Source organism: Microcoleus sp. A2-C3 (assembly GCF_036706065.1).
Taxonomy (GTDB): domain Bacteria; phylum Cyanobacteriota; class Cyanobacteriia; order Cyanobacteriales; family Microcoleaceae; genus Microcoleus.
In genome coordinates, this window is sequence record NZ_JAUBVX010000004.1 from 147,085 (window position 1) to 169,499 (window position 22,415).

22 protein-coding genes are annotated in these 22,415 nt (G+C 44.6%); 9 read left to right on the plus strand and 13 right to left on the minus strand.

The window, feature by feature from the left end; translation table 11 throughout:
- Positions 1-192: 192 nt before the first annotated feature.
- A complete protein-coding gene (locus QUB66_RS04335; protein WP_265234671.1) occupies positions 193-1,221 on the plus strand; it encodes a C39 family peptidase in 1,029 nt (342 codons plus the stop codon).
- Here the strand turns inward: QUB66_RS04335 and QUB66_RS04340 are convergent.
- Together QUB66_RS04340 and QUB66_RS04345 are read right to left on the minus strand one after the other, a co-directional pair.
- A complete protein-coding gene (locus QUB66_RS04340) occupies positions 1,162-1,455 on the minus strand; it encodes a hypothetical protein (protein WP_332966531.1) in 294 nt (97 codons plus the stop codon). The two genes, QUB66_RS04335 and QUB66_RS04340, sit on opposite strands and share 60 nt — an antisense overlap.
- Positions 1,456-1,581: 126 nt before the next feature.
- Entirely contained in the window at positions 1,582-2,874 is a 1,293-nt protein-coding gene (locus QUB66_RS04345; RefSeq protein ID WP_332966533.1) for a hypothetical protein, read from the minus strand.
- Positions 2,875-2,959: 85 nt separating this feature from the next.
- On the opposite strand from QUB66_RS04345, the gene QUB66_RS04350 reads away from it, so the two are divergent.
- Positions 2,960-5,563, plus strand: a complete 2,604-nt coding sequence (locus QUB66_RS04350; protein WP_332966534.1) for a dynamin family protein — start codon at positions 2,960-2,962, stop codon at positions 5,561-5,563.
- Between the two features lie 87 nt (positions 5,564-5,650).
- Here the strand turns inward: QUB66_RS04350 and aroF are convergent, their stop codons facing one another.
- The 5 genes from aroF to QUB66_RS04375 all read right to left on the minus strand — a co-directional run bounded on the left by aroF (position 5,651) and on the right by QUB66_RS04375 (position 11,641).
- Complete coding sequence (gene aroF / locus QUB66_RS04355; protein ID WP_332966536.1) at positions 5,651-6,712, minus strand: 3-deoxy-7-phosphoheptulonate synthase; 1,062 nt, start codon at positions 6,710-6,712, stop codon at positions 5,651-5,653.
- 367 nt (positions 6,713-7,079) lie between these two features.
- Entirely contained in the window at positions 7,080-7,556 is a 477-nt protein-coding gene (locus QUB66_RS04360) for a PAM68 family protein (RefSeq protein ID WP_332966538.1), read from the minus strand.
- Between the two features lie 170 nt (positions 7,557-7,726).
- Positions 7,727-7,996, minus strand: a complete 270-nt coding sequence (gene rpsO / locus QUB66_RS04365; protein WP_265234678.1) for a 30S ribosomal protein S15 — start codon at positions 7,994-7,996, stop codon at positions 7,727-7,729.
- A gap of 225 nt (positions 7,997-8,221) precedes the next feature.
- Positions 8,222-8,842: a Holliday junction branch migration protein RuvA gene (ruvA, locus tag QUB66_RS04370; protein ID WP_332966539.1), complete on the minus strand. Its 621-nt coding sequence runs from the start codon at positions 8,840-8,842 to the stop codon at positions 8,222-8,224.
- Positions 8,843-9,010: 168 nt separating this feature from the next.
- Entirely contained in the window at positions 9,011-11,641 is a 2,631-nt protein-coding gene (locus tag QUB66_RS04375) for an AAA-like domain-containing protein (protein WP_332966541.1), read from the minus strand.
- 969 nt (positions 11,642-12,610) lie between these two features.
- On the opposite strand from QUB66_RS04375, the gene QUB66_RS04380 reads away from it, so the two are divergent.
- The 5 genes from QUB66_RS04380 (at position 12,611) to QUB66_RS04400 (ending at position 15,371) form a co-directional block, all read left to right on the plus strand.
- The gene (locus QUB66_RS04380) at positions 12,611-12,820 is read left to right on the plus strand and encodes a hypothetical protein (RefSeq protein WP_332966542.1); all 210 of its coding nucleotides are present in this window, start codon (positions 12,611-12,613) and stop codon (positions 12,818-12,820) included.
- A gap of 254 nt (positions 12,821-13,074) precedes the next feature.
- Positions 13,075-13,647, plus strand: a complete 573-nt coding sequence (locus tag QUB66_RS04385; protein ID WP_332966543.1) for a hypothetical protein — start codon at positions 13,075-13,077, stop codon at positions 13,645-13,647.
- Between the two features lie 17 nt (positions 13,648-13,664).
- Positions 13,665-13,805, plus strand: coding sequence for a hypothetical protein (locus tag QUB66_RS04390; RefSeq protein ID WP_332966545.1), 141 nt, complete (start codon positions 13,665-13,667; stop codon positions 13,803-13,805).
- A gap of 66 nt (positions 13,806-13,871) precedes the next feature.
- Entirely contained in the window at positions 13,872-14,588 is a 717-nt protein-coding gene (locus QUB66_RS04395; RefSeq protein WP_332966547.1) for a GUN4 N-terminal ARM-like repeat domain-containing protein, read from the plus strand.
- Positions 14,589-14,810: 222 nt separating this feature from the next.
- Positions 14,811-15,371, plus strand: coding sequence for a Uma2 family endonuclease (locus QUB66_RS04400; RefSeq protein ID WP_332966548.1), 561 nt, complete (start codon positions 14,811-14,813; stop codon positions 15,369-15,371).
- 55 nt (positions 15,372-15,426) lie between these two features.
- Here the strand turns inward: QUB66_RS04400 and QUB66_RS04405 are convergent, their stop codons facing one another.
- A complete protein-coding gene (locus tag QUB66_RS04405; RefSeq protein WP_332966550.1) occupies positions 15,427-15,744 on the minus strand; it encodes a hypothetical protein in 318 nt (105 codons plus the stop codon).
- Between the two features lie 218 nt (positions 15,745-15,962).
- Between QUB66_RS04405 and QUB66_RS04410 the strand changes: the two genes are divergently transcribed.
- Positions 15,963-17,357 carry an NB-ARC domain-containing protein gene (locus tag QUB66_RS04410; protein ID WP_332966552.1) on the plus strand — a complete coding sequence of 465 codons (1,395 nt, stop codon included), beginning with the start codon at positions 15,963-15,965 and terminating at the stop codon, positions 17,355-17,357.
- Positions 17,358-17,365: 8 nt separating this feature from the next.
- Positions 17,366-18,943, plus strand: coding sequence for a tetratricopeptide repeat protein (locus tag QUB66_RS04415; RefSeq protein ID WP_332966553.1), 1,578 nt, complete (start codon positions 17,366-17,368; stop codon positions 18,941-18,943).
- Between the two features lie 69 nt (positions 18,944-19,012).
- Here the strand turns inward: QUB66_RS04415 and QUB66_RS04420 are convergent, their stop codons facing one another.
- From QUB66_RS04420 to QUB66_RS04440, 5 genes are all read right to left on the minus strand, one after another.
- Positions 19,013-19,348 (minus strand): DUF5615 family PIN-like protein, encoded by a 336-nt coding sequence (locus QUB66_RS04420; protein ID WP_332966554.1) that lies wholly within the window; start codon positions 19,346-19,348, stop codon positions 19,013-19,015.
- Entirely contained in the window at positions 19,345-19,578 is a 234-nt protein-coding gene (locus QUB66_RS04425; protein WP_015174497.1) for a DUF433 domain-containing protein, read from the minus strand. Before QUB66_RS04425 ends, QUB66_RS04420 begins: the two co-directional genes overlap by 4 nt.
- 70 nt (positions 19,579-19,648) lie before the next feature.
- Positions 19,649-20,368 carry a DUF2786 domain-containing protein gene (locus QUB66_RS04430; RefSeq protein ID WP_332966555.1) on the minus strand — a complete coding sequence of 240 codons (720 nt, stop codon included), beginning with the start codon at positions 20,366-20,368 and terminating at the stop codon, positions 19,649-19,651.
- Positions 20,369-20,572: 204 nt separating this feature from the next.
- Entirely contained in the window at positions 20,573-21,787 is a 1,215-nt protein-coding gene (locus QUB66_RS04435; protein ID WP_332966556.1) for a DUF790 family protein, read from the minus strand.
- A 15-nt stretch (positions 21,788-21,802) separates the two neighbouring features.
- Positions 21,803-22,264 carry a DUF3598 family protein gene (locus QUB66_RS04440; protein WP_332966558.1) on the minus strand — a complete coding sequence of 154 codons (462 nt, stop codon included), beginning with the start codon at positions 22,262-22,264 and terminating at the stop codon, positions 21,803-21,805.
- Positions 22,265-22,415: the final 151 nt, after the last annotated feature.

Consider the following 22,415-nt stretch of genomic DNA (forward strand, 5'->3'; position numbering starts at 1 on the left):
TCCCACAGCACAAAGAAGGTAAATCATCGCCTTCTTTGATTTGAGAATACTGTGTCAAAGTTCGATCGCTCGCAGCCTTAAAGGTTTTGTATCGAATCATGAATTTAAAGCTTTTAAGGTACGGGCGATCGGTAGAATTGCCATAAATTTCTCATAGTATAAACTTGGAATCGTTGAAGTGTGCAGGGAAGCATGAAATTACAAAACTTTCTCAACTCAAAAATTAGGTACGATGTCAAAGCAATCGCTGCCGACAACGAACTCAGCCGCCAAGTTCAAAGCCGCCTCATTGACCTGGGTTTACTGAAACCTCCAGTAGACGGCGCTTTTGGCCCACTTTCTACCGCCGCCCTCCACCGATTTCAAACCTTGATGAAGTGTGGCGAACCGGGTTTTTTGGGAGCAATTACAGCCAAAAAGCTGATCGAAGCCAAACCGGCGGACATTCCCACACCTCGCCCGATCCTGAAAATCCTCAAAGACACCATTTTTAAATCAAAACCGCTGGCGTCTTCTCAACTTCAGGAATCAGAAAAACAAGTAATCCCAGCGGGAAAAGAGTTTGAACTCCTGGCTTTTGTTCCAATTCGCGGTCACATTAGGGTTGCTCTCCGCAATGAATCTTTCAAAGGTTCAGGGATTTGGTATGTTTACGGAGGACACGCTCAAGTGACTCTAGATGGCGTTTTGCTGTATCCCAAACCGAATCCGCCCACTGTCAGACTTGGCATTCCTTATCGATCGCAATTAGATAATTTTTACAATCCTACAGGTGCTTGTAATGTAACTTCCATAGCGATGTGTCTGGACTTTTTGAGAGTGCCGCGGCGCAATAGAAGCGGACAATATGAAGATGAACTCTACGAATATGCGATCGCCAAAGGTTATAGTCGCTGGGATCCCTATGATTTAGCAAAGATTGTTAAAGATTACGGCGCTCAAGATTACTATACTGAGAATGCAACGATTGATGATGTTCAAGATTGGCTAGCTAGCGGAAATCCGGCTGTGATCCACGGATACTTCACGTCTTTCGGTCACATTATAGTTGCGGCAGGTTACGACAGCGAAGGATTCTTTGTTCACGATCCCTATGGCGAGTGGTTCCCAAGTGGTTATGACACAAGTGTCAGCGGTTCTTATTTGCACTATTCCTATCGTTTAATCCGCAGCGTTTGTATGGCTGATGGGAATTTTTGGGTGCATTTTATCTCCAAGTAATAATTGGGAATCGGGAATCGGGAATCGGTAATCGATAATATCGTTTCCGTAGGTTACTTGTTCTCTATTTGGATTGATTTGTTCTACTCGGTAAAAATCCTCTAGGTAGTAGACTCGGCGACTGTTACGCAGTTCGACTTGCCCAATAAACTTAATCAATGGTTCGTCCTGATTTAGTTTAGCGATCGCACTTTTGTAACTTCTCCCTGTAGCATTAAGGTGGGCAATGCCCACCTACCTACAGATAGAGTTTGCGCGTAAGTTCTGTTCGTGTTTAGTAGAAAGAGAAGGGTTACGAAGTCTCCATAGTTTATAGATTGAGAAATTGAAAATCTGATCCTGAAATTTGCCGATTCAACTTCAGGCGTTAACTAATTCTGATTCTTCCGATTCTTCCGATTTATCCCGGACTCGGAAGTAGTAAAAGAGATTAGCAACAGCCAAATCTGAGGCTTTTTCCAAATTCGACGCTACTAAACTTTTATGACCTGCTATTTCCCCTTGCTCAATAATATAATTTTCATGCTCTTTTCGTTGCTGCGGATCGAGCATAAATTCCAGTTGAGTGCGAAGCGCATAAAAATGAGACTTCGGCCTCAAATTTTCATAAAATAACTGTTCGTCGGGTATTGCTAAAGCTATTGTTGCTGATTTTTTATCTTCAATAACCCCCAAGTTTGATTTGCTGAAATCAGCATCCTGCAACTGATTGAACTCACTTGGTGGCAAAGCTTTAGTCCATTCAATCTGATTAAGCCAAATGTCTAAAGCGGCTAAATCGTGATTGTGAATTCGCGTGATTTCAGGAAAGAGAAAATCAAGCTCTTCATCGGAGTCACAGCATTGTATGATATCGAGGCCATCTTGACGGATTTGTTGTTGAAGTTGAGAAATGCGATCGCCCGCAGCACCAAATTCATTCTGCACCTGATACGTGCCAATGATACTTTGCTCGATCGCCCAACTGCACTCTAACCGGCGCAACTGTCCCGCCGCACAAGTTTCTGCTAATAACTGCGGATTTTTGTAATCTGCCAAAGCCTCAAACAACATCCCCCGCGCCGCATCAATTTCAGCATTGCGGCGGTTGATATCTTGGAGTTGCAAAGCCGATCGCATTCGTTGAATTGCTTGCGTAAATAACCCGTAAGCCCGCACTAATACTAGGCGATGATTCTCAAATGTCATCTTTTCGACAACTTCCGAAATTTGTTGCTTAATATCCGCGCCTTGGTATTTTAAAAGTTGTTCTAAATTGATGAAACCGTTTTCTACTTTAACTTCCAGCCTTTCTACAGCTTTTTTTAGTTTCAATGTCTGGTGCAAGTTCACCGCTGACAAGGCTACCCCAGCAACAGTTCCCACACCTATGACGGCTGTAGTCGCTTGCAGTACCCCCAAAGTGGCTTGGATGCCTTGAAAGCCCATGTGCATTTGCTGCATCTGCAAGCCGCCCATGACGAACTGCATAGGAGACACTAAGGGCGATAAGGGGCTGTTGTTGACAGCCGCGCCAACCGCGTGGGCCATAAACTGTCCCGTCACTGCATCCCTCGCCATGCCGATCGGCACTCCGGCAGAGTTAACAACTTGTAAATACTTGCCAGCCTCGATCGCAGCCTGTACCGCTGCGGGAAATACAAAGTTCATCATTGATTTTTACCCCGGTAGCATACCCAAGAATAACTTATCTATTATGATAGGTTAAATAAAAAAAAATTATCAGTGGGCTCCGCAAATGGACACTTCGCTAATTAGTTCGCAAACGGTTGAGCTTGTTTCGCGCCTGACAGGGCAAAGACTTCGTAGGGAGGATATTAGTCCCCCGATCCTGTTTCTGGCGGGGCTGATAACGGTGTTGCTGGGAGTCATTCATGCCGACGGTACGGTAAGTGCTGAGGAAATCCAGCACCTGCGGACAACTTTGACGGAACTTATCCCCGCTAACAACAGTTTGCGACAATTAGCGATGCTGATGGCTAAGGGCGTGCGGGAACATAAAATTTACGATAAATTGCCGGCGTTGCCGATGCTGACAGCCTGTTTTTCCGAGGAGGAAAAACTGCTATTAATTAGTTTTGGGTATCAAATGTCGGCGGCAAATGGGACAATAGAGGAACCAGAAAAAGAGTATTTGACGATCGCCGCTAATAGACTCGGAGTTGATGCGCGATATTTGACTGTTTTGGAGGCTAGTTTTAGCAGTAGGGCGATCGCAGATACAGCAGCTTTAGCAGAAGTACACAGGTTACTCGATCCAGCGCAATTTCAATCTCTCGATTCTATGTTTGTCCGTGCTGCCAGTCACATTATCGGACATTTACCAGCAAAACCGAAACACAAAACAACTCAAAACAAATCAGTTTCGTCCTATCAGGAGTTGAAAAAGTTTCAGGAGTATCGGCAACAACTGAATGCTGTTTGTCACCCACTATATTTAACTCTGCAAAATGGAAGCGATCGCAACGTGCTATCTCCTACTTTAGCAGAAGAAATAACCAAAGTATCTCTGAGATTGCAATCTCCATGTTTTCGCCTTGCTGTTGTCGGTGAGTTTAGTAAAGGCAAATCAACCTTACTAAATGCTTTACTCGGTGAGGAAATCCAACCAGTGCGCGATATTCCCTGTAGCGGTAATGTGACTATTTTGAAATATGGTTCGCAGCGCCGGGTTATTTGTCGCTACAAAAATGGACGTGAGGAAGAAATTTCACCTGCACAGTATCAAGAGAAAGCTTCGATGTCGGAAGAAGCAGCTTGTGGTTCTTATACCGATGAAATTGCCTCGGCAATTGCCGAAATTGTTTTTGAACATCCCGAATTAGAGTTGTGTCGCAATGGGGTAGAAATTATTGATTCTCCTGGGTTGAACGAACAAGCCGAACGCACATTAGTCACCCAACAGGTTCTCAAAACAACTGATGCCGTTATTTTCTTAACTCATGCTCAAAATGCTTTAACCGAGAAAGAGCGGGAACTGCTTTTGTATTTGAAAAAAGAACTAAACTATGGTGATAACGAAGGCGCGAGTAATATTTTTATGGTTGTTAATTTTTTCGATTTGGTGCGGCGGGAAGAGAGTCGCCAGCAGGTACGAAAAAGAGTGGAAAAGATTGTTAAGGATGAAAATTTGATTGCTGGTGAAAACCGGATTCATTTTATTTCTGCTCAATCTGCCTTGGAAGCGATTTTAGAAGGCAATGAAAATGATGGTTATCTAAAATCTTTTCAGGATTTTACAGATTCGATTGAGAAGTTTCTGACAGTTGAACGGGGGGCGATCGCACTTCGGCAGTCCGCCGCCGGAATTCAGCAAATTATTGACACTGGTTGTGAGGAATTGAATCAATGGCGGAAAATATTAGAGGGAAAATTGACAGTTTCTGAAGGAGATAAGCCGAAAATATTTGAACAAATGGCGGAAGTCAGCGGTCGCGAGGTTAAAATTAGATTGTTAGCTAATGAATTGAGGGATCAGTCTTTAGAAGAATCTCTTGAATCTTGGCATGAATGGGCGGAAGAATTGGCAGAACGTTTGCTATCAAAAAGTCATCGCTGGACTTCCGAACACGGACACATCATGAGTCAAGACAAGTTGACTAAAGATTATGCCGATCAATTTATACGAGACATCACCAAAGAAATTGATGACTGGGGCAATCAAAAAGTACAGTCTATTTTAAAACAAAATATGGGAGTGCTAGACCGCCAAATCGGTGAAGATATTGATGCAATACGGCAAGAATTTCAACAGTTTGACCAGCAACTCAGCACTAGCCTTGTCGCTCAATTCAATAACTTAGCAACAGCACGTAGCTTAGGCGGATTTGGCGCAAGTGGAAGTGGAATTGCTTCATCAATTAACGCAAATATTGGTAGTGATGAAAGTTTAGGCGTTGGTTTGGGTCTCGGTGCATTAGTAGGTGCTGGGTTGCTATTTTTTACAGGACTTGGTTTTATAGGAGTTATTTTAGGTGGCTTAGCTGCTGGCGCTGGTGGCGGTTTTGGCTTTAGTTTTTTAGATGGCGATGCTGTTAAAGATCAGATTAAGGAAAAAGTCGTTGAATTAGGCTTTGAGAAATTTGCCGAATCGGCAGAGTCTATTTTTGAGAAGGTACAAGAAAGGATTATTGCAGTATTTGACGATCGCACTAACGCGAATAGCGATGCGATGTCAAAAGCGATCGCGCTGTGGGAGAATTTGTTAGAACAGGAAGAAAAGCGCGATCGCCAAAATCAAGCAGAATGCGAAGCCGAAAAGGTTTGGCTGGCTGAAAAACGCCGGGAACTTGAACAAGTACAGAGTCAAATTGAAACAATCTTAAATCAAAGTGCTGGCTAACTCAATGAGTAGATGGTAAACGCAAAAAAACCATAGTACCTTGTAGATACTACGGTTTTTTGGGCGATCGCCTACTGATTGATATTTCTATGCCAAAACTGGCACAGGTTGCGGCCAACGTTTCATGACTTTGCCAATTACAGCCAATTCTTCCATCAACTTGTCGAACTGATCCGGTGTTAAAGATTGCGGCCCGTCAGACAAAGCTTTTTTCGGATTCGGGTGCACTTCTATCATCAGCGAATCTGTACCAGAGGCGATCGACGCAAACGCCATCGAAGGTACAAACTGCGCCCAACCAGTCCCGTGACTGGGGTCAACCATAATTGGTAAGTGAGTCAGGGTTCGCAGCACTGGAACAGCCGACAAATCTAGCGTATTCCGCGTATACTGCCTGTCATAGCCGCGAATTCCGCGCTCGCACAAAATCACGTTGGGATTGCCCGCAGCCATGATATACTCGGCAGCCATCAACCATTCTTCAATAGTTGCGGAAATGCCGCGCTTCAGCAAAATCGGTTTGTCTTGAGCTCCGACTTTCTTCAATAGCGAGAAATTCTGCATATTTCGGGCTCCGACTTGAACCACGTCGGCTACTTCTACGATCGCACTTAAGTCCGCCGCATCCATAACTTCGGTAATAATTCCCAAACCGCTAGCTTCCCGCGCCGCCGCCAGCAACCCCAAAGCACTCTCGCCGTGTCCTTGGAAAGCGTAGGGAGAGGTTCTCGGTTTGTACGCTCCACCGCGCAAAAATTGAGCGCCAGCAGCTTTGACGCGCATTGCCGTTTCAACAATCATTTCTTCGTTTTCGACCGAGCAAGGGCCTGCTACGACGGCGATCGGGTGATTTAAGCCGATCATTACAGTTCCTAAAGGAGTCGCAACCGCTACAGAGCTCGGTTCACCTTGGCGGTATTCCAGACAAGCGCGTTTGTAGGGTTTTTCCACTCGCAGAACTTCCTCAATCCAGGTGCTCATTTCGCGCAGTTGCATCGGTTCGAGCTCGGCGGTGTCGCCTACTAAACCCATGACGACTTTGTAACGCCCGACGATTTTTTCTGGTGTCAAACCCCAGTTGGTGCGGAGTTCTTCGTCTAGTCGATCGATCTCGGCTTCTGGAGTGCCGGCTTTCATGACAATAATCATATTTTTTTCTGTTGTGTTGCGCTCAGACACGCATTATGACACGGATTTAGTGCTAAAAATAGATGCCGTGCGATCGAGCTTCTATTTATAGTCTTGGACGTAAGCGTAATTAGAAACCGGGTTTTTTTACAAAAATCCTGCGTTGTAGCCTTGAGATTAGGTGAAAAACCCGGTTTCTTTAGTCTTCATACGTCCATGACTGAACTATTGCAAAAATATCTAGGACGGGCTAGAAGCCCATCCCACAAAAATCATTTTTTCTTGTGGGGTGGGCTTCGACGCCGCCCGAAAATTTGATTAAAAGGACTTTTGCAATCTTGTCCACTGAACTATTAAATGTTGACTAATGACTGATGACTAATGACTTCTAACTTTTGGGTTTAGCCGCGCGCCACGCTTCTCGCATCCGTCCAAAATTAGTATTAAATTCTTCCCACCCCAGAGTGCTTCCTGAATTGTCTTCATCCCAGGAAGCCGAGAGAACTCCGTAGCTTAATCCCAGTACACCTAAACCAAAACAGCCCATGCTTACCAGCAATACTGCTGTGTTGGGTAAGTCAAACAGGCCTTTGCTGACTATCAAATAACTCACAAAAAATGTGGAAATTCCCAGGAGTGTCGGCGCGCCACAGAATACCGCTATGCGGGAGATCATGCGTTTGCTGACTGCTTCTGGGATGGATTGCGCCTGCGGGCCTGTTTTTTTTGTGGCTTTGGGCTGCTTGTCTGGTTTTGGTTCTTCTGTGACTGGCTTTACTTCGGTTTCTGGGGGCTTTTTAGCTATTTTTTTCCGATTTGAGGCAGGTTCAAAGGGTAGGCGCTGGGTGGGTGGTTCGGAGGACATATTTTTTGTTTAACCTGAAATCTCGAACAATTATTCAATAAATCTTGGCGAGGGTTTACGCAACTCTGATGGTTAATCAACGGTTTGAAACGGATTTGTGATCAGTGCGTAAATCCTGCTGGCGATTGTCCAAGATTCTTGAATATTGTCGCAAATTTTCGCTTGGCTGTTTAGCCGCGAATGCCTAGACGGGCAATTAATGCTCTGTAACGATCGACATTTTCCTTTTGCAGGTATGCTAGCAAGCGCTTGCGGCGGCTGATCATCATCATCAAACCACGCCGGGAGGCGAAGTCTTTTTGGTTGATTTTCAGGTGGGCGCTGAGTTTGCTGATGCGATCGCTCAGCATGGCGACTTGGACATCTGCTGAACCTGTGTCGGTTTCATGGGTTTGAAAATCGCCCATGATTTCTTGTTTGCGTTGTTGTGTAAGAGCCATGAATTGATTTTATGCTTTTTTGTACGATTGTCACAATCCCATATAGTATCACAGGGGAACCGTGAAGGATCAAATTTTTCGCACGGATGAGTTTATTTTTTTGAGCAGCATAGACTTGAATTGCCAACAGACTTAGGACGGGCTGGACATCCCACAATTTTTTTTCCTGTGGGATGTCCCGCCCATCCTGGGTGTTTATTCCCGGTTGCTGGATGTAGTAGGTGATTATCGGCTTAAATGCCCGATCGCCTCACGAATCCAATCTTCCGCACCTTTACCCGACAAACTATCGTCTTGACAGAGATTTTGCAGCGCATCCAAGACTTCCGCCCCAGTGTATCCCATCGCCAGCAAGACCATCTCCACTTCTTCTTGAATAGCTGGGGGGACTCCGGCGGCCATTGAAGTTGTCAAACCTGCTTCCTGTCTCCATTCCGAGAGTTTGTTTTTGAGTTCGAGGACAAGGCGTTCAGCCGTTTTTGCGCCCACACCGGGGGTTTTGGCGAGGACACGGGTGTTAGCGCCGACGATCGCCTGTACTAAGTCTTGCATTCCTAGAGTATCAAGAAGTGCGATCGCCAATTGAGCACCAACACCGCTAACACTCGTCAACTGCCGAAACAAATCGCGTTCTGCCGCGCTACCAAAACCATACAATATGATTTGGTCTTCCTTAACTTGCTGGTGAGTAAAGATTTGGGCGACTTCGCCGGATGTTGGCAATTGACCAGTCACACGGGGCAAAATCTGGATTGCATAGCCAATTCCATTGACTTCGAGAATCAAGATGACGCGGTTGCTGCCTTTGCTGATATCGGCGACTGTCCCTTTGAGATAGCTGATCATATTGTTTTTGACTGAATACTACTATACTTCTGTATCGCTCTCATTGTTTTCTAATTCAAAATAAGCACAATTAGTAGGGTGCGTCAGTCTGGAAAACCCTAGTTTTTGATAGTAACCTGAAAACAGACGCACCCTACAACTATACTTCTGTATCGCTGTGCTGATTTTTCAATTCAAAATAAGATGCTCTTTAACCAAAGACAAATCAGTATTGCTAAAATTCACCACAAAAGCCACATTTAAATTTTCCAACGATTTGACAAACCACATAATTTCATCAGAAGCTTTACCTTCATAGTGGTTGAACAAAACAGAAAATCGCTTTTCCAACTCAGGTTTAACTTTACCCGAAAGCAGTAATATTTTCAGCAGTAAACCCATTGTCCGGCTGGGGCCGAGGTTGTATACCAAGTCGTAAAAAACATAGTGGCTGGGATGTTGAGGATTTTTCACTACCAAAAAATTGAACAATTGGTTGCAAGTCCGAGCTAACAATATATGATTTAATTTCGCCGAGTCGTTTTCGGGAAATATATTTTTGATGAACTTGTACAAGCGTTCGTTAAATTGACGCCCGCCATATTCTGGCTCGATCGACGAGATTAAATATTCATATAATGCTACTTTAAATGAGCCGTAAGATGGAATTTTTCTAGCATCTCTCAGAAAATATTGAGCCGATTCTTTGTAACTGCGATCGCCTGCTACTTTCCCGGCAAATTCTCTAACAGCTAAGTGCAGTTCCGCATCATTCAAAAGTGTGGGATTTGGCGCCGAATGCACAATTCCTATTTCTGTATTTCTCGGTTCAACTAAATAATTTAAATATTGAGACAAGTTTTTTTCAAATTGTCGCTGTCTTTGAAATTCCAGTTTTTTGATAGTTTGGTGGTCTTCCTCAATGCTGCCTTTGCTCAGCAAAGAATGCCCGTACAAATAAGGATACCGACAAATTAATTCACCCAAGGGAGCATGACTATCTTTTTCCTGCGGTTGCGGCTCTTGCTCTACGGCTTTTACTAAGCGCTCTAGAGTCTGAAATTCTTCACTTTGAGTAAAGAATGTTATTTGTTCTTGCAAGCGCTTGACTATGTAAAATTCCATCCCGAATCGGGGAGAAGTCTGCTTAAATAAAGCTACTAGATTGGCGATCGCAAATTTGTGCTGTGAGTGCAATTGCCAACGGTTGATCGGGATGTAGCAGCAGCGGTGGAGGATATATTTAAACTCCCGATCCGATCGCTTGACGGAGATGATATTATACAAAGTTGCTTCAATTTCGCGATCGGGATAGCCCATGCCGTCGATAAATAGCTTGCGGAAGCGCTCGATCACCTGTGCGGGTGATTCTTGTTCCACGCAGGAGACGATGTGATCATACAATATCTGTTCGTTGCTGCCCGATAAAACAGCATCTGAGGGCGGGGTGAGAATACTCTCTGCACCACTGTCTGAACTGCTTTTTACAACTTGTGCGACAGCGACTGTGGGTTTATTTTGAAAATTCCCGGGATTCAAGAACCAATAATGTTCTTGGCTTAATTGTTTGTTTGCGGCCCAATCCAAAGCTGACTGCAAACTTTTCCCGGTCAACAACTGCGATTTATCTTCGCGATCGGAAGCCAGCCATGCTGCCAGCGCTTCGCGGTACGGAGCGAGATTTCCCAGTTCTTTTTCCACCCAAAACTGATTGAAAACAGATTGATAAATTAGGTTGGCAACTATTAATTTACCCTGAATTTTTACCACCAATCCTGACAGTTGTAATTCGATTTTTTCGGGAGCATAATCGGCAGCAACTCCCGGCGCTTCTTCCGGCTTTTTGGGATCGGGCGGTTGCAAAATTTGCTGGTACAGCGTTAACAGTCTGGTGAGATCACAGCGGTTGTGGAAAAGGCGATCGCGAATTGCTGTCAAATGCTGGGGTTCGTCCCATTCTTCCCAATTTGTAATAATTCTGTGTTTGAGCAGTTGTTCCACCTGCTGGGCTTCGCAATTTCTGCCAATGAAATTCCCGTATTCAAGTACCAATTGGCACAGTCTTTGAGTCAAAAAAGGTTGACCGTCCGTCCAAGCTAATATTTCTTGGAGCACTTTTTGCGGGCGAAAAGCTTTGAGTGCCAATCCTTTTGTTAGTGGAAAACTTTCGTCCAGTTGCAATCGACTTAAATTAATTGACCGTCCAATATGAAAAGGGTTGCAGCTTGGATCTCGGATCAATTGTGATGGGGTTGCTACTCCGAAAACTGCAAAATTCAGGCGATCGTATTCTGGTTGCTCTGCCCGCTTGGAGTAACAACCCCGGATCAATGCGAAAAAATCGCTGGTACTGAAATTTAGGCTACTGGTGCTGTCAATGTCGTCTATCAAAATTACCAGATTTTGCCGCAGAGACTTGAGCAGAACTTTTTCGATGAATATCTCCAATCGCTGCACGGGTGATAGCACTTCGCGATCGTTCCACCATTTGAGGGCATCAAACCTATTTGTGAGGCGTAAGCTGCTGGCGATGCGGTACACGATCGCGGCATACCATTTTTCGAGGGAAATTTCTGGGCTGCTGATGCTTCTCAAATTGATGGCGACAAAAGCTGTACCTTCTGCTTGCAACCTTTTGGCAGTTTGCACTAGCAGGCTGGACTTTCCCATTTGTGGCGAACTCAACACGTAGCAGAATTGTCCGGCTTTTAGTCCTTCGTAGAGTTCGCTATCTGCCGATCGCCTGACATAGGTGGGCGCATCGGCAGGCAAATATCCTCCGACTTGATATTGGTTGGTTGAGTTGACGTATGCTGTCATCTGCGAATTCATCAAGATCCTGCGCCCCTATACTGTGCGATCGAAAGGTTACAAATTGCAATAATTATTATTTCCAGCTTCCTATTATGGAAAATTTTTGTGCATCTTTCTCTATTGTCTACTAACTGACCTTTCTGTTGCTCAATCTTTACCGTATCTTTGCAACTGTTGACCTCAAATCTGGTTTCGCGGGCGATCGGACTCCGACACTTGATTCTTTACACTCGTTCACATAACGATATCAATTTTTGCTCGATCGGATTGAGAACACCAAAACGCCCTTGAGTTCATATTTTTTTACAATAATACTTTAAAATTCACCCGATGGTATGATGTTGCCAGGGAAACTCATAACCGCAATGGCGTCAACCTTCTGCCTCCGGCTGCGGAATGCCGCAGAAAAAGGCTCAGCAATGAGTAGCAATAAAAAACCTCAGCGTTTGGCTGAGGACTGCTTGAGTGGGAGATATCGTTAATCTGCGTTTTTTTTGTTGACTTAGATTGCATGAAATTCCATGCTGCTGACACTTCCCCAGCTTTCGCGTGCGGGAATCTTTAAGGACAAACTTTTGGGGATGAATCCACAAAAAGTTTAATTCTTAAAAGCGCTGTCAGTGCGCTGCTAGCCACTGGCTCAACGATAAAAGTTAAGTCTGTGGCTAATTTGTAGAAGATGCGCCCTGATGAATTAACTACCCGATAGATGAGCACCCTGATGGCATAACTCCCTGATGGATCGACGCCCTGATGGCCTTAGCCCCACTACCCAAAAAAATCTGGTTGGTGGATGATCGTGGACATTAGTAACACGTCACTTCCGGCGTTTCCGATCGCAAGCGGGTGTGCCTGTCTGAACTGATTATGGCAGGCAGATTTATCAGAAGACAAGTGGGCTATTGCATCAACCCACTTCTCACAGATCGGGTTAGCCAAAAAGGTGTCTATCTACTCAAATCAGGGTCATCGAACATGAAAAACAGCATCTTAGTATTAGCGGTAGTTGCCACCGGTGGCATGAGCCTTTTCCATACGGGCAGCGCCCGCGCTTCTGCGATCGTCCCACAATCTTCATCAGCGAGCAGTTTGACTGCGGGGGAGAGTCGTCCCGACTTTAACTACACTGGAACGAATGAGGATGGGGAGCAAGAAGACGTAAAGACAGGTAAAGGCAGGAAATAATTGGCGCTGTCACTGGTTCGCTCATAGCGGTTGTGGTTGTGGTTGTTGTCGCAACAGCCTTGGCTCAAGGGGGTGAAAACTCGCTCGGAATATTCATTCTACCTAATCCGAGGGGTTGAAGTCAGAACGGTGAATGGGAAAATAAACAGGTAAGGCGAGTCTGTCGGTGGAGTTTCCCCGCCTATGAACTTCCTTATCTTCTGATGTTCGGGATTCGGATCTGGCACAATCGTATTTCATCTCGTAAAAACCCAATGGAAAATATTCTCGAAACTACCCGCAGACAGCGCGTATTGACAAGAACCCAGGAACGGCGTCAGGCGACACCAAAAGAAAAACAGTTAATTCACCTGCTGGCCAATATGGCTTGCAGTTTGATTAAATACGACTACAAACACGCAGCGGGGAAGGGAACCATCCCGCCTTCGGAAAGCAAGCGTTTAGCGGAATGGCACTACCTGCGAGTTCAGCAAATTCGCCGGATCGAACGCTCATTGGAGCCCGTAGCGACCCTGAAGCGCGTCTACTACAAGAGCATTCTCAGTCCGAGGGATCTGAAGTCTTTGAAGCTTTTGTGGCTTGAGGAGGACAAAAACCGCGTCAAACGGGTCGATCCTGAGTTGGATGACATCCTCAGCGAAGCTTTGGATCGGGGGGATACTTTGAAACAGCTATTTCACTCGATCGAGTCCAAAGAACGGATCTTTGCAGAAACTCCTCGCCCGGGCGTTGTACCGCTGTGGGTGAAAGAGTGGGAAGACTCGGAATATGACATCAACTATTTTCCGCCTTCTTTCTCTGCATGGGTTTCCATCGTGGACGATTAGGTTCGGCAAGAAACTCTTTGACATGGCATCGATCGCAAAAATCAGATGGTAAAGCTATTTGCGATCGCTGCGATTGGCGAGGAGTGCACGGGCGATCGGCATTAGGTCGGCCTTGCGCCCAGGCATCGGAGTACAGAGAAGTGAATCAGAGTCAGTAGCATTGTACAATGGGGGAAAACCAGGGCTTCAGCTAATAGCTGATAGCTGATAGCTGATAGTGTCCCATGACTGACTCGATTTCTACTTCTCCTTTAGACTCGGCGGCCGATACAGCCGAACTACGCTCTCAGTTGAGGTCTGGTTCGGAAAAAGCTCAACTGCAACTGCTGCAACAACACATAGCAGATGCCGGTTGGGATGTATTGATGGAATTTTTATTAGAGCGCAAGTCGCAGGAACCGACGGCGGTAATGGGTAAGGTTTACCAAATTCTTTATAGTGCTGACTCTTCGAGGGCTACGGAGTTTTTGCAGGCGAATTTTCCGACTGGAGTTGTGCCGTTGCGATCGGACTCTAACATTGACTACACTCCGCTGCAACAATTATTGGCGATACAGGAATTTCAAGAAGCCGATCGCTTGACATTAGAGAAGCTTTGTGAATTGGCAGGTGGAACAGCTTCGGTGAGAAAGTGGCTATATTTTACCCAAGTTGAGAGTTTGCCGGTGGCAGATTTGCAAACAATGAATACTTTGTGGAAAGTTCATTCCGAAGGCAAATTTGGCTTTTCGGTGCAGCGGGAAATTTGGCTGAGTTCGGGCAAGAATTGGGATAAATTGTGGCCGTTAATTGGCTGGAAGAAGGGCAATAATTGGACGCGCTACCCGCAAGAGTTTATTTGGGATTTGAGCGCGCCGAGGGGTCATTTGCCGCTGTCAAATCAGTTGCGGGGAGTGCAGCCGTTTTCGGCTTTGATGGCTCATCGGGCTTGGGCGAAGTAAGACGTACGGTTGAAACCGCCCGGTTTTCTTTTGAGGAATGTTGGGAAATTTTGTATAAGATTGTGTCCGGTGTACGATCGTAACAAAAACGGTTCGTAGTGCGGACTTCAGTCCGCTCTTATTGCGGACTGAAGTCCGCACTACGAACCAATCTTAGATATGTCAATCGATCGGACACGATATAATTGATATTTGAATTAATTAGCGAGAGGGCTACGAGTCATGGTAGGCATCGGAACCAAACTCACTTTAGAAGAATTTCTAGCTTTACCCGACGGAGATGTATATTATGAGTTTGTAGATGGTGAAGCAATCCCCAAAGTGTCTCCTAAATATTTTCATTCGACTTTACAGTTTGCTTTATGTCGCCTGATTGGTGTGTGGTGTAAAAGTCGCGGGCGAGTTCTTCCAGAATGGGCAATTCTGTTAAAGCGTCTGGGTAAAGATTGGGCACCTGTTCCTGATTTGACGTATATTTCCTATGAACGTCTGCCGAAAAGTTGGCGGCGGAATGAAGCTTGTCCTGCAATTCCTGAATTGGCGATCGAGATTATCTCTCCCGATCAAACCATGAAGGAATTTGAAGAGAAGGCGCAGGATTATTTGGCGGCGGGAGTTCCGCGAGTTTGGGTTATAGATCCCGAATTGATCTTAATTAGAAGCTTTTTCGCTGATGGTTCTAGTCAGGTGTATACGGATAGAATGGCGATCGCGGATGAGTTGTTTCCTGGTTTGGAGTTGACGACTCGGCAAATTTTTGAAGAGGCCCAGTTGATTGACTGAGGGCGATCGCTCTTTTTGGGTAGGTGGAGCGATCGCAGCTAGTGTAAGATGTCACTTATACTTCCATGCGGATTTTGACGGTAGTACCAAAGGCTTTGCTGAAGGCTGATTCAATTTCGGGTAGTTTTTGAATTGCCATTAGCAAAAGTGGTGTTGACGAAACTTGAATCCAGGCTTCCCCATCATTGAGAGCTATCAGTTTACCGTGCTGTCGCATGAGTTCTTTAGTGCTGCGTGCTGATATGTGACGCAACACAGTTTGCCATGTCGGACTTAGCATTCCTTGGATTGCTTCTTCCATTTGTTTGAGGGTGTCCATTTTTTTAGGTAAAACGCCTGGTAGTTCCAGTTGAACGAAATTTTGTGCTTGCATAGTCTTACTCCTGATAAAGAAGTGATTGTTTTAAGTGGGAAATGAGCGATCGCCCTGCGCTTGCTTCCTATCTCTATATTCCTTGAACTGCAAAGGCTTGACAGCTCAATTTCAACGCACCTCTGGCGCTGTCTCCAAAAGTGAGCCAAAATTGAGCCGCGCCAGAAATGGGCAGATGTTATAAGTTAAATATGGTTAATGAAGGTTAAAAAATCAGCATGGCAGCTACTCTTAGAGCATCGGAATCTGGGCTGGAAATTGTCGATATGGCAAGAAATAAGAAAGGCTGGAACAAAGACGCTCTTAGCTGGTACGACAAGGCCCAAACTTCAAAAGCAACTTTAAAGCGGTTTTGGCGGGGAGAGGCTATTCAACAGGGGGTTTTTGTCGAGATTTGCGAGGCTGTAGGAGTGAATAACTGGGAAGATATTGTTGATAATAATCCCTTGTCTCAGACAGATTCGAGAGTAGAGTTTTTTGCTTGTGACGATGCCTGGGTAGGTCGAAAAGACCTGATCGCTCAACTCGCAGAGAAAGTTCAGGGGTCGTGTCGCTTGTTAATTCTTCTTGGCATACCGGGAATTGGTAAAACGGCTTTAGCTGAAAGATTAGCGGTAGAGTTGCAAGACGATGGTCGTAAGTTTCATCAGGAGAATTTTGAAAACGAGCAACAAGCTTCGGATTTTGCTAGTGTCGCGATTCGATGGTTGGAAAAGTGGGGAGAACGGATTACGCCAGAAGACCGTAAAGATACACAGCGGTTGCTGAATCGATTGGTCAAGCGATTGCGAGAAAATCGGTATTTAGTGGTGATAGATTCTCTGGAACTGATTTTAAAAGGAAATGAAGAAACAGGCTGGAATGGTTTTCAGGATGATTGGTGGATAAAATTTTTTGAAGTTTTTTTGGCAGTAGAATCTTGCCAAAGTCGGATCGTCGTAACATCGCAGGATTTGCCAGAGCAAATTCCGCCTCGTTATCAAAATTTCTGGTATTGTCAAGAATTGAGGGGACTGACAGCATCAGAACAGTTAGACTTGTTCGATAAAACTGGACTAGAGGTTGAAATAGATTCACCAAACAGACCCTATTTAGAACGAATCGGGGCTGCTTATGAAGGGCATCCATTGGCTTTGCGGGTGATTGCTGGGGAAATTGGCAGTAAGCCTTTTGATGGCAACGTGGCGGGTTATTGGAAGAAATACGGGCATGAAATTGAAGAAGTGGAGAAGGCAATTGAGGAAGCTAAAACCAAAGGAATAACGGCATCAGCAGATGACAATTGGCGACTCGATCGATCTACTCGCGGACTGCGAAAAAATGTGCGATTGCGGCTGGAAAAGACGTTTGAGAGATTGAAAAATGATGTGCTGAATTCCTATCGATTGCTTTGCGAAGCTTCGGTGTATCGCTGTGCAGTACCGGAGGAGTTTTGGCTGAGTCATTTGGAGGATTGGGATTGTGATGAGGAGAAGCAAGAGTTGGCGTTGGATGCGTTGCGCGATCGCTTTCTGGTAGAAGATGAATTAATTGACGATGAGATACACTTGCGGCAGCACAATTTAATTCGCAGTGTAGCATTAGAGCATTTGAAAAATTTGACAGTGAGGTAGTGGACAATATGAAGAGTTATTTTGCTGAATTTGATTTAAAAAGTCAAAATGGTTTGGAAGTTGACATCACGCCACCGGGAGATTTGGTGCTGGCTAATCTGGGAATTGATCTAGCAGCACCGGAGTTTAGGGAACTTCCCCCTTGTAAACGCGCTCAGTACAGAGCAGTTAAAAATTGGCTGACGAAGTACAAACCGAAGCGGGATGCTTCCAATCTTGAGAAAGTTCGGGGATACTTGGAAGCATTTCACCATCTCTGCGAAGTGGAAGACTGGGAAAGAGCTTGGGTAATCCTTTTGACTCGCCTCAATACTCCTACTAAAGAACAATTACATAATCATTTGAATACTTGGGGGTACTATCAGGAACAAGCGGATATATACGATACGCTTCTAAAAAAAATTAACAATCCTAATTTGATGTGGGATTCTAATTGGCTTGAATTAGGTAGCTCCATTAATATTATTTTAACAGGATTAGGCAATTCTTACCTTGGGATTGGCGAATATGAGAAAGCAATTGAATATTATCAACAGCGTTTGAGACTAGCACCAAACACCAGAGATTCTAAAGGTGAGGCATGGGCTTTGGCAAATATAGCCCTGGCTTATAAAGGTATGAGCAATTACAACGAAGCTATCAATTGCTTACAGCAATCTTTAGAAATTGTAAAAGAAATCGGAGACGGGCCAGGAGAAGCAGCGTGTTTGAGGAATTTAGGGCTTGTATACAAAGATATTTACGAGTATGATGAAGCGATTAAATATCTACAAGAAAGTTTAGAAATTTCGGAGGATATTCCCGACAGTCATGGACAAGCTGCAACCCTAATAGCCTTGGCTAATATTTATAAGGTTCTCGGTAAATATTTTGAAGCAACTGACCACTTGAAAGAAAGTCTAAAAATTGCACGAAAGATTGGATACAGACAACTGGAAGGTACAGCTCTGGGAAATATGGGTAATATTTATTATGACCGTGGAGACTTCTTTAAAGCATTAGAATACCATGAGCAACATTTAACAATCACAGAAGAAATTGGCGACCTTCATGGGAAAGCGAATGCACTGGAAGCCTTGAGTAATGTCTCCTTCTCTCAAGGAAACTATGCTCAATCAATTGATTATCGTCGGCAGCAGTTGACGCTCGCAAAACGAATTGGTGACAGAAAAGGAGAAGGTAATGCCTTTGGCGGTCAAGGAATTGCTTACGGTTGTCAAGGTGAATATGACCAAGCCATTGAATATCATCAGCAGCATTTAGTAATTGCAGAGGAAATAGGCGACTTGAGAGGACAAGCAACCGCTTTGTGCAATTTGGGATGTGGTTTATTCCAACTTGAGCAATATTCTAAAGCTGAACTCTACTTTTGCAGAGCATTGAAAATCTCTCGAAAAATCCGCGATCGGTCTCTGGAAGCTTACGCTTTCAGGAACTTAGCTGGCATTTATCAAAAATTAGGGAATAGCCTTCTAACTCTTGAGTATTGCGATCGCGCTTTATCCATCGCTACAGAATTAGACATCCCGCTAGCCAAACACTGTCAGGAACTGAAGGAACAATTACTGAGCAAACATAACCTATGAGGTATCGGTATCTAAAATGTGTAACGTATCTGTGGTAAGCGCTCGATGAGCAACGCTTTTTCACTTCCATTAAAACAAAGTGATAATTGCCGTATTAGGAGTCTCACTTAAAGTTGCGATCGCACCATAGTTTTCTCTTAGCATTCTCTCTATATCCCCTGTTGAACAATTTCCGCGACGTATCCAAATTACCTTTGGGGGAAATCCCAACAATAGACTCAATTCACTAAAATCCGCATCCTTGGTAACAATAATATAGTCATGCTGACGAGCATAATCCCAAACCTCGCGATCTGGTATAGTAGCTAATCCAATCCCATCAACATGAACTGAACCAGGGTAGATATCTGCGAGGCGATCGACAAGACGAGGAGAGAGATTTTGGTCAAACAAAAGTAGTCTCATGACCCAACGACTAACATAAACTGTTCGCGTTTAGCGGCGAAACTCAAGCAAGCTAAAATATCCTGTTGGGTGAGATAGGGAAAATCATCTAGAATTTCTTGATAAGTCATCCCAGAAGCAAGATATTCCAGCACGTCATAGACTGTAATTCTCATGCCTCGAATACACGGTTTACCACCTCGTTTACCGGGTTCGATCGTAATTATATTAGCGATATCTTGGTCTGACATGGCTCTCTTCTGTTAGTTTCTGTTTTTAATTCTAACCTAGGAAGCTGATTTTCACGATCGCACGCCCTACTCAAACACATTCATTAAGCTGTTTTTGTTCCCCTTCCGGCTGCACTTGCTTTTGCAAACTAATTTTGTCGCCCACTTCATACCCAGAATTAAAGCCAGCCTCACTGCTGACTTGAGAATCTGTTCTAGTTTTAACTTTAACCCCTCGGCCTTTTAAATAATCGGCGATCGCCAGTTGATTCTTCTCAAACATCGATCGCACTACAATAGCAGGAGTAGCCCCCGTATCAGCCGAACCCGGAATCCCCGACTCCTCCATCTCCCGCTTTTGTTCCAGCAATCGCTGTCTCAGCCTTGTGGCGCATCCCACCCGAAAAGCATTCAGATACGCCAATCCCCGGCCATTTCCCTTGCGGTATTTCGCCCTTTTCTCGATCGCAGAACTCAAATACTCGTAAAGGTGCTTGCAAACAATCAGATTTGTAGAGCTTCCCACCAAAAACATACTACCAGTATAAGTGTTCCGCATACCAGTACAACCGTTAGCTTCGGCAATTCCCGACAGCAGCATCATTTTCCAAGTGACAAATTTGGATGTTGTTTCGACTCCGCTTTCATCAATCTCTTCTTGGTGATTCGGGCCTAAATCGGCGAGGCCCAGATTGTACTGCGCCAGTAAAACCGAAGCTTTTTCGGCCGCCGCCGTCGATTCGTTTTCATTGGATGAGGTGGCGAGGGCTAGCAGCTTTTTGATTTTTTCGACAATACTTGTGTCTGCCATTGTTCGATGGGTTGTGGGTGAGGGTAGGCGGTGGTATGGATTTGGGGATATTTGTATTTTACTGGAGTTTGGAATGTGCGATCGTCTTTTTAGGATAATTTAATTGATAGAAGAGGTTTTTTGAACCGCAGAGGGCGCAGAGTTCACAGAGGAAGAGAGGAAGAGAGGAAGAAAGAAGTTTGCAATTGATGGAATGATGGCATACTATTCGAGGACTTCTAGGACTGATTTAGGCTGCAATTTATCTTTAAACCAGACTATTTTTGCAGGAACATCTTTGATATTTACCCCAGCTTTTTCTAAATTCAGCCGTTCGGAAATAGCTAAAATCAAGTTATCACATCCAGATTTATGTACTTGTGCAAATTTCTTTTGTAAATACTCCGGCCGCCAATAGCCGACTATTTCTAAGATAAACACTCGCCCGTCGGGATGTACTAACCGAAAGTCGGGAATCATCACGCTTCCTGGAATTGGGATCAAATCAACTTCTCGTTCGAGTTTCCACTCGCTTTTTAAGCTATCCCACCTACTAGCAAATGCTGCTTCTAGCATACTATCATAGGGTTTGCCGGGGGGATAGTGGCTGACTAAACCGCAGTCGGAATTTAGGGTGAATTTACCTATTTTTACAACCCCGCTAAAAGGATCTTTGGTTTGCAGGGTTGAGTGCATACTCCACTTGGTGACGTGCAGCAGTGCGGGCAGCATTTTTGCGAGGGCTAAGCCGTAGCGGGTGCTGGGTTTGAACAAGCTTGTAGGGCCGTCTATTGTCAGTGTAAAACCGTGGTCTGCATCGCCTTCAATATAAGTCATTAATTGAAATAGTTTCAGATAGCGAAATAAGAGTTTGTATTCTCCTGGATCGTTGCGGTGGGCGGTCAATTGGACTTGACTCGCTCGGTAAAATATGCCTTGAACTTGAGAAAGATTGTATCTGTGAAGCAATTTTTCGGGTGTTGGTGCGTCAAATTGGGTGAGGATTTTGTTTTCGTTTAAATCGGCGTATAAACCTGTTTTGATTTCCTCGGTAACAACTTCTCTGTTTAAGTCTTGGCTGAGCTCTGTGGCTACTGTTTCGAGGGTTAATTGGGTGGATTGCGGGCTGGGAGTCGATCGCGCGGACAAGGCAAATACTCGCTGTCTCAAGTCCGAGGGTTCTAGGGGGCTGATGACTTCCAAGGTGCTGAAACCGCCTTTGAGGAGGTGCGCTAATCCCCGTTTCAGCCGATAGTCGGGGCTGTCGCCTTCTAATTCTAGCAAGCGTCCGTCGAGTTCGCCTTGGGTTTTGCCGATCGCCTCTTGGAAACAGTCGATCGTTTCCTTAGCTGCTTCTAAGTTTTTTGCATCTATCTTTAGGCGGAGAGGAATGATTGATTCGCCGTTTTGGCGGTGACTTAGTAAGTCGGTTGGTAACATAAGCAGTAAAAACTTTTACTCAATTTTTTGTTCTACAATCACCATAACTCCCCTAAGTTTTCCCTCTTCTGTCAAGCTTTGGGTAGTCCGAATTCGCCGATTGTCAGTGACGAGATTGATTGTTTCAACGGCTCTGAGAATGTTAGTTGCTTTATCCCATATTTGAAAAACTATCAGATGATCTCCAACTTCTGTCGCTAGTGTCTTGTAGTTAGAAAATATAGAATCAGGACTTTCAATTTCCACTTGTCCTTCACCGACAACATGACCCACAAAAATTTGGGTTTCAGTCTTGCCATTGGCATAGGTTTGAACGTTAGTTTGCCTCCACTGGTTGTCAACAATTTCCTGGGTTAACACTGCTGTAAACTTCTGCATTTCTTTGCAGTCAGCATCTAGTATTGTCCAGCTTCCCTCCCAAATTCCAGTATGTTTTGGAAAGACTTTAAAGTTTCTTATTTGTCTGGTATCGCTCATTTGTAGGTAATCTAAATTAATTGATTATGAGATCATACACTAAATTGGCTATATTCAATATTTATTTTGGTCATCAGTTTTGACCTATTTTCTTGCTGGTTCTGCTGATTTTTTTGTCGCCTCTAGGTTGACTTTGTAAATTGATTTAAAA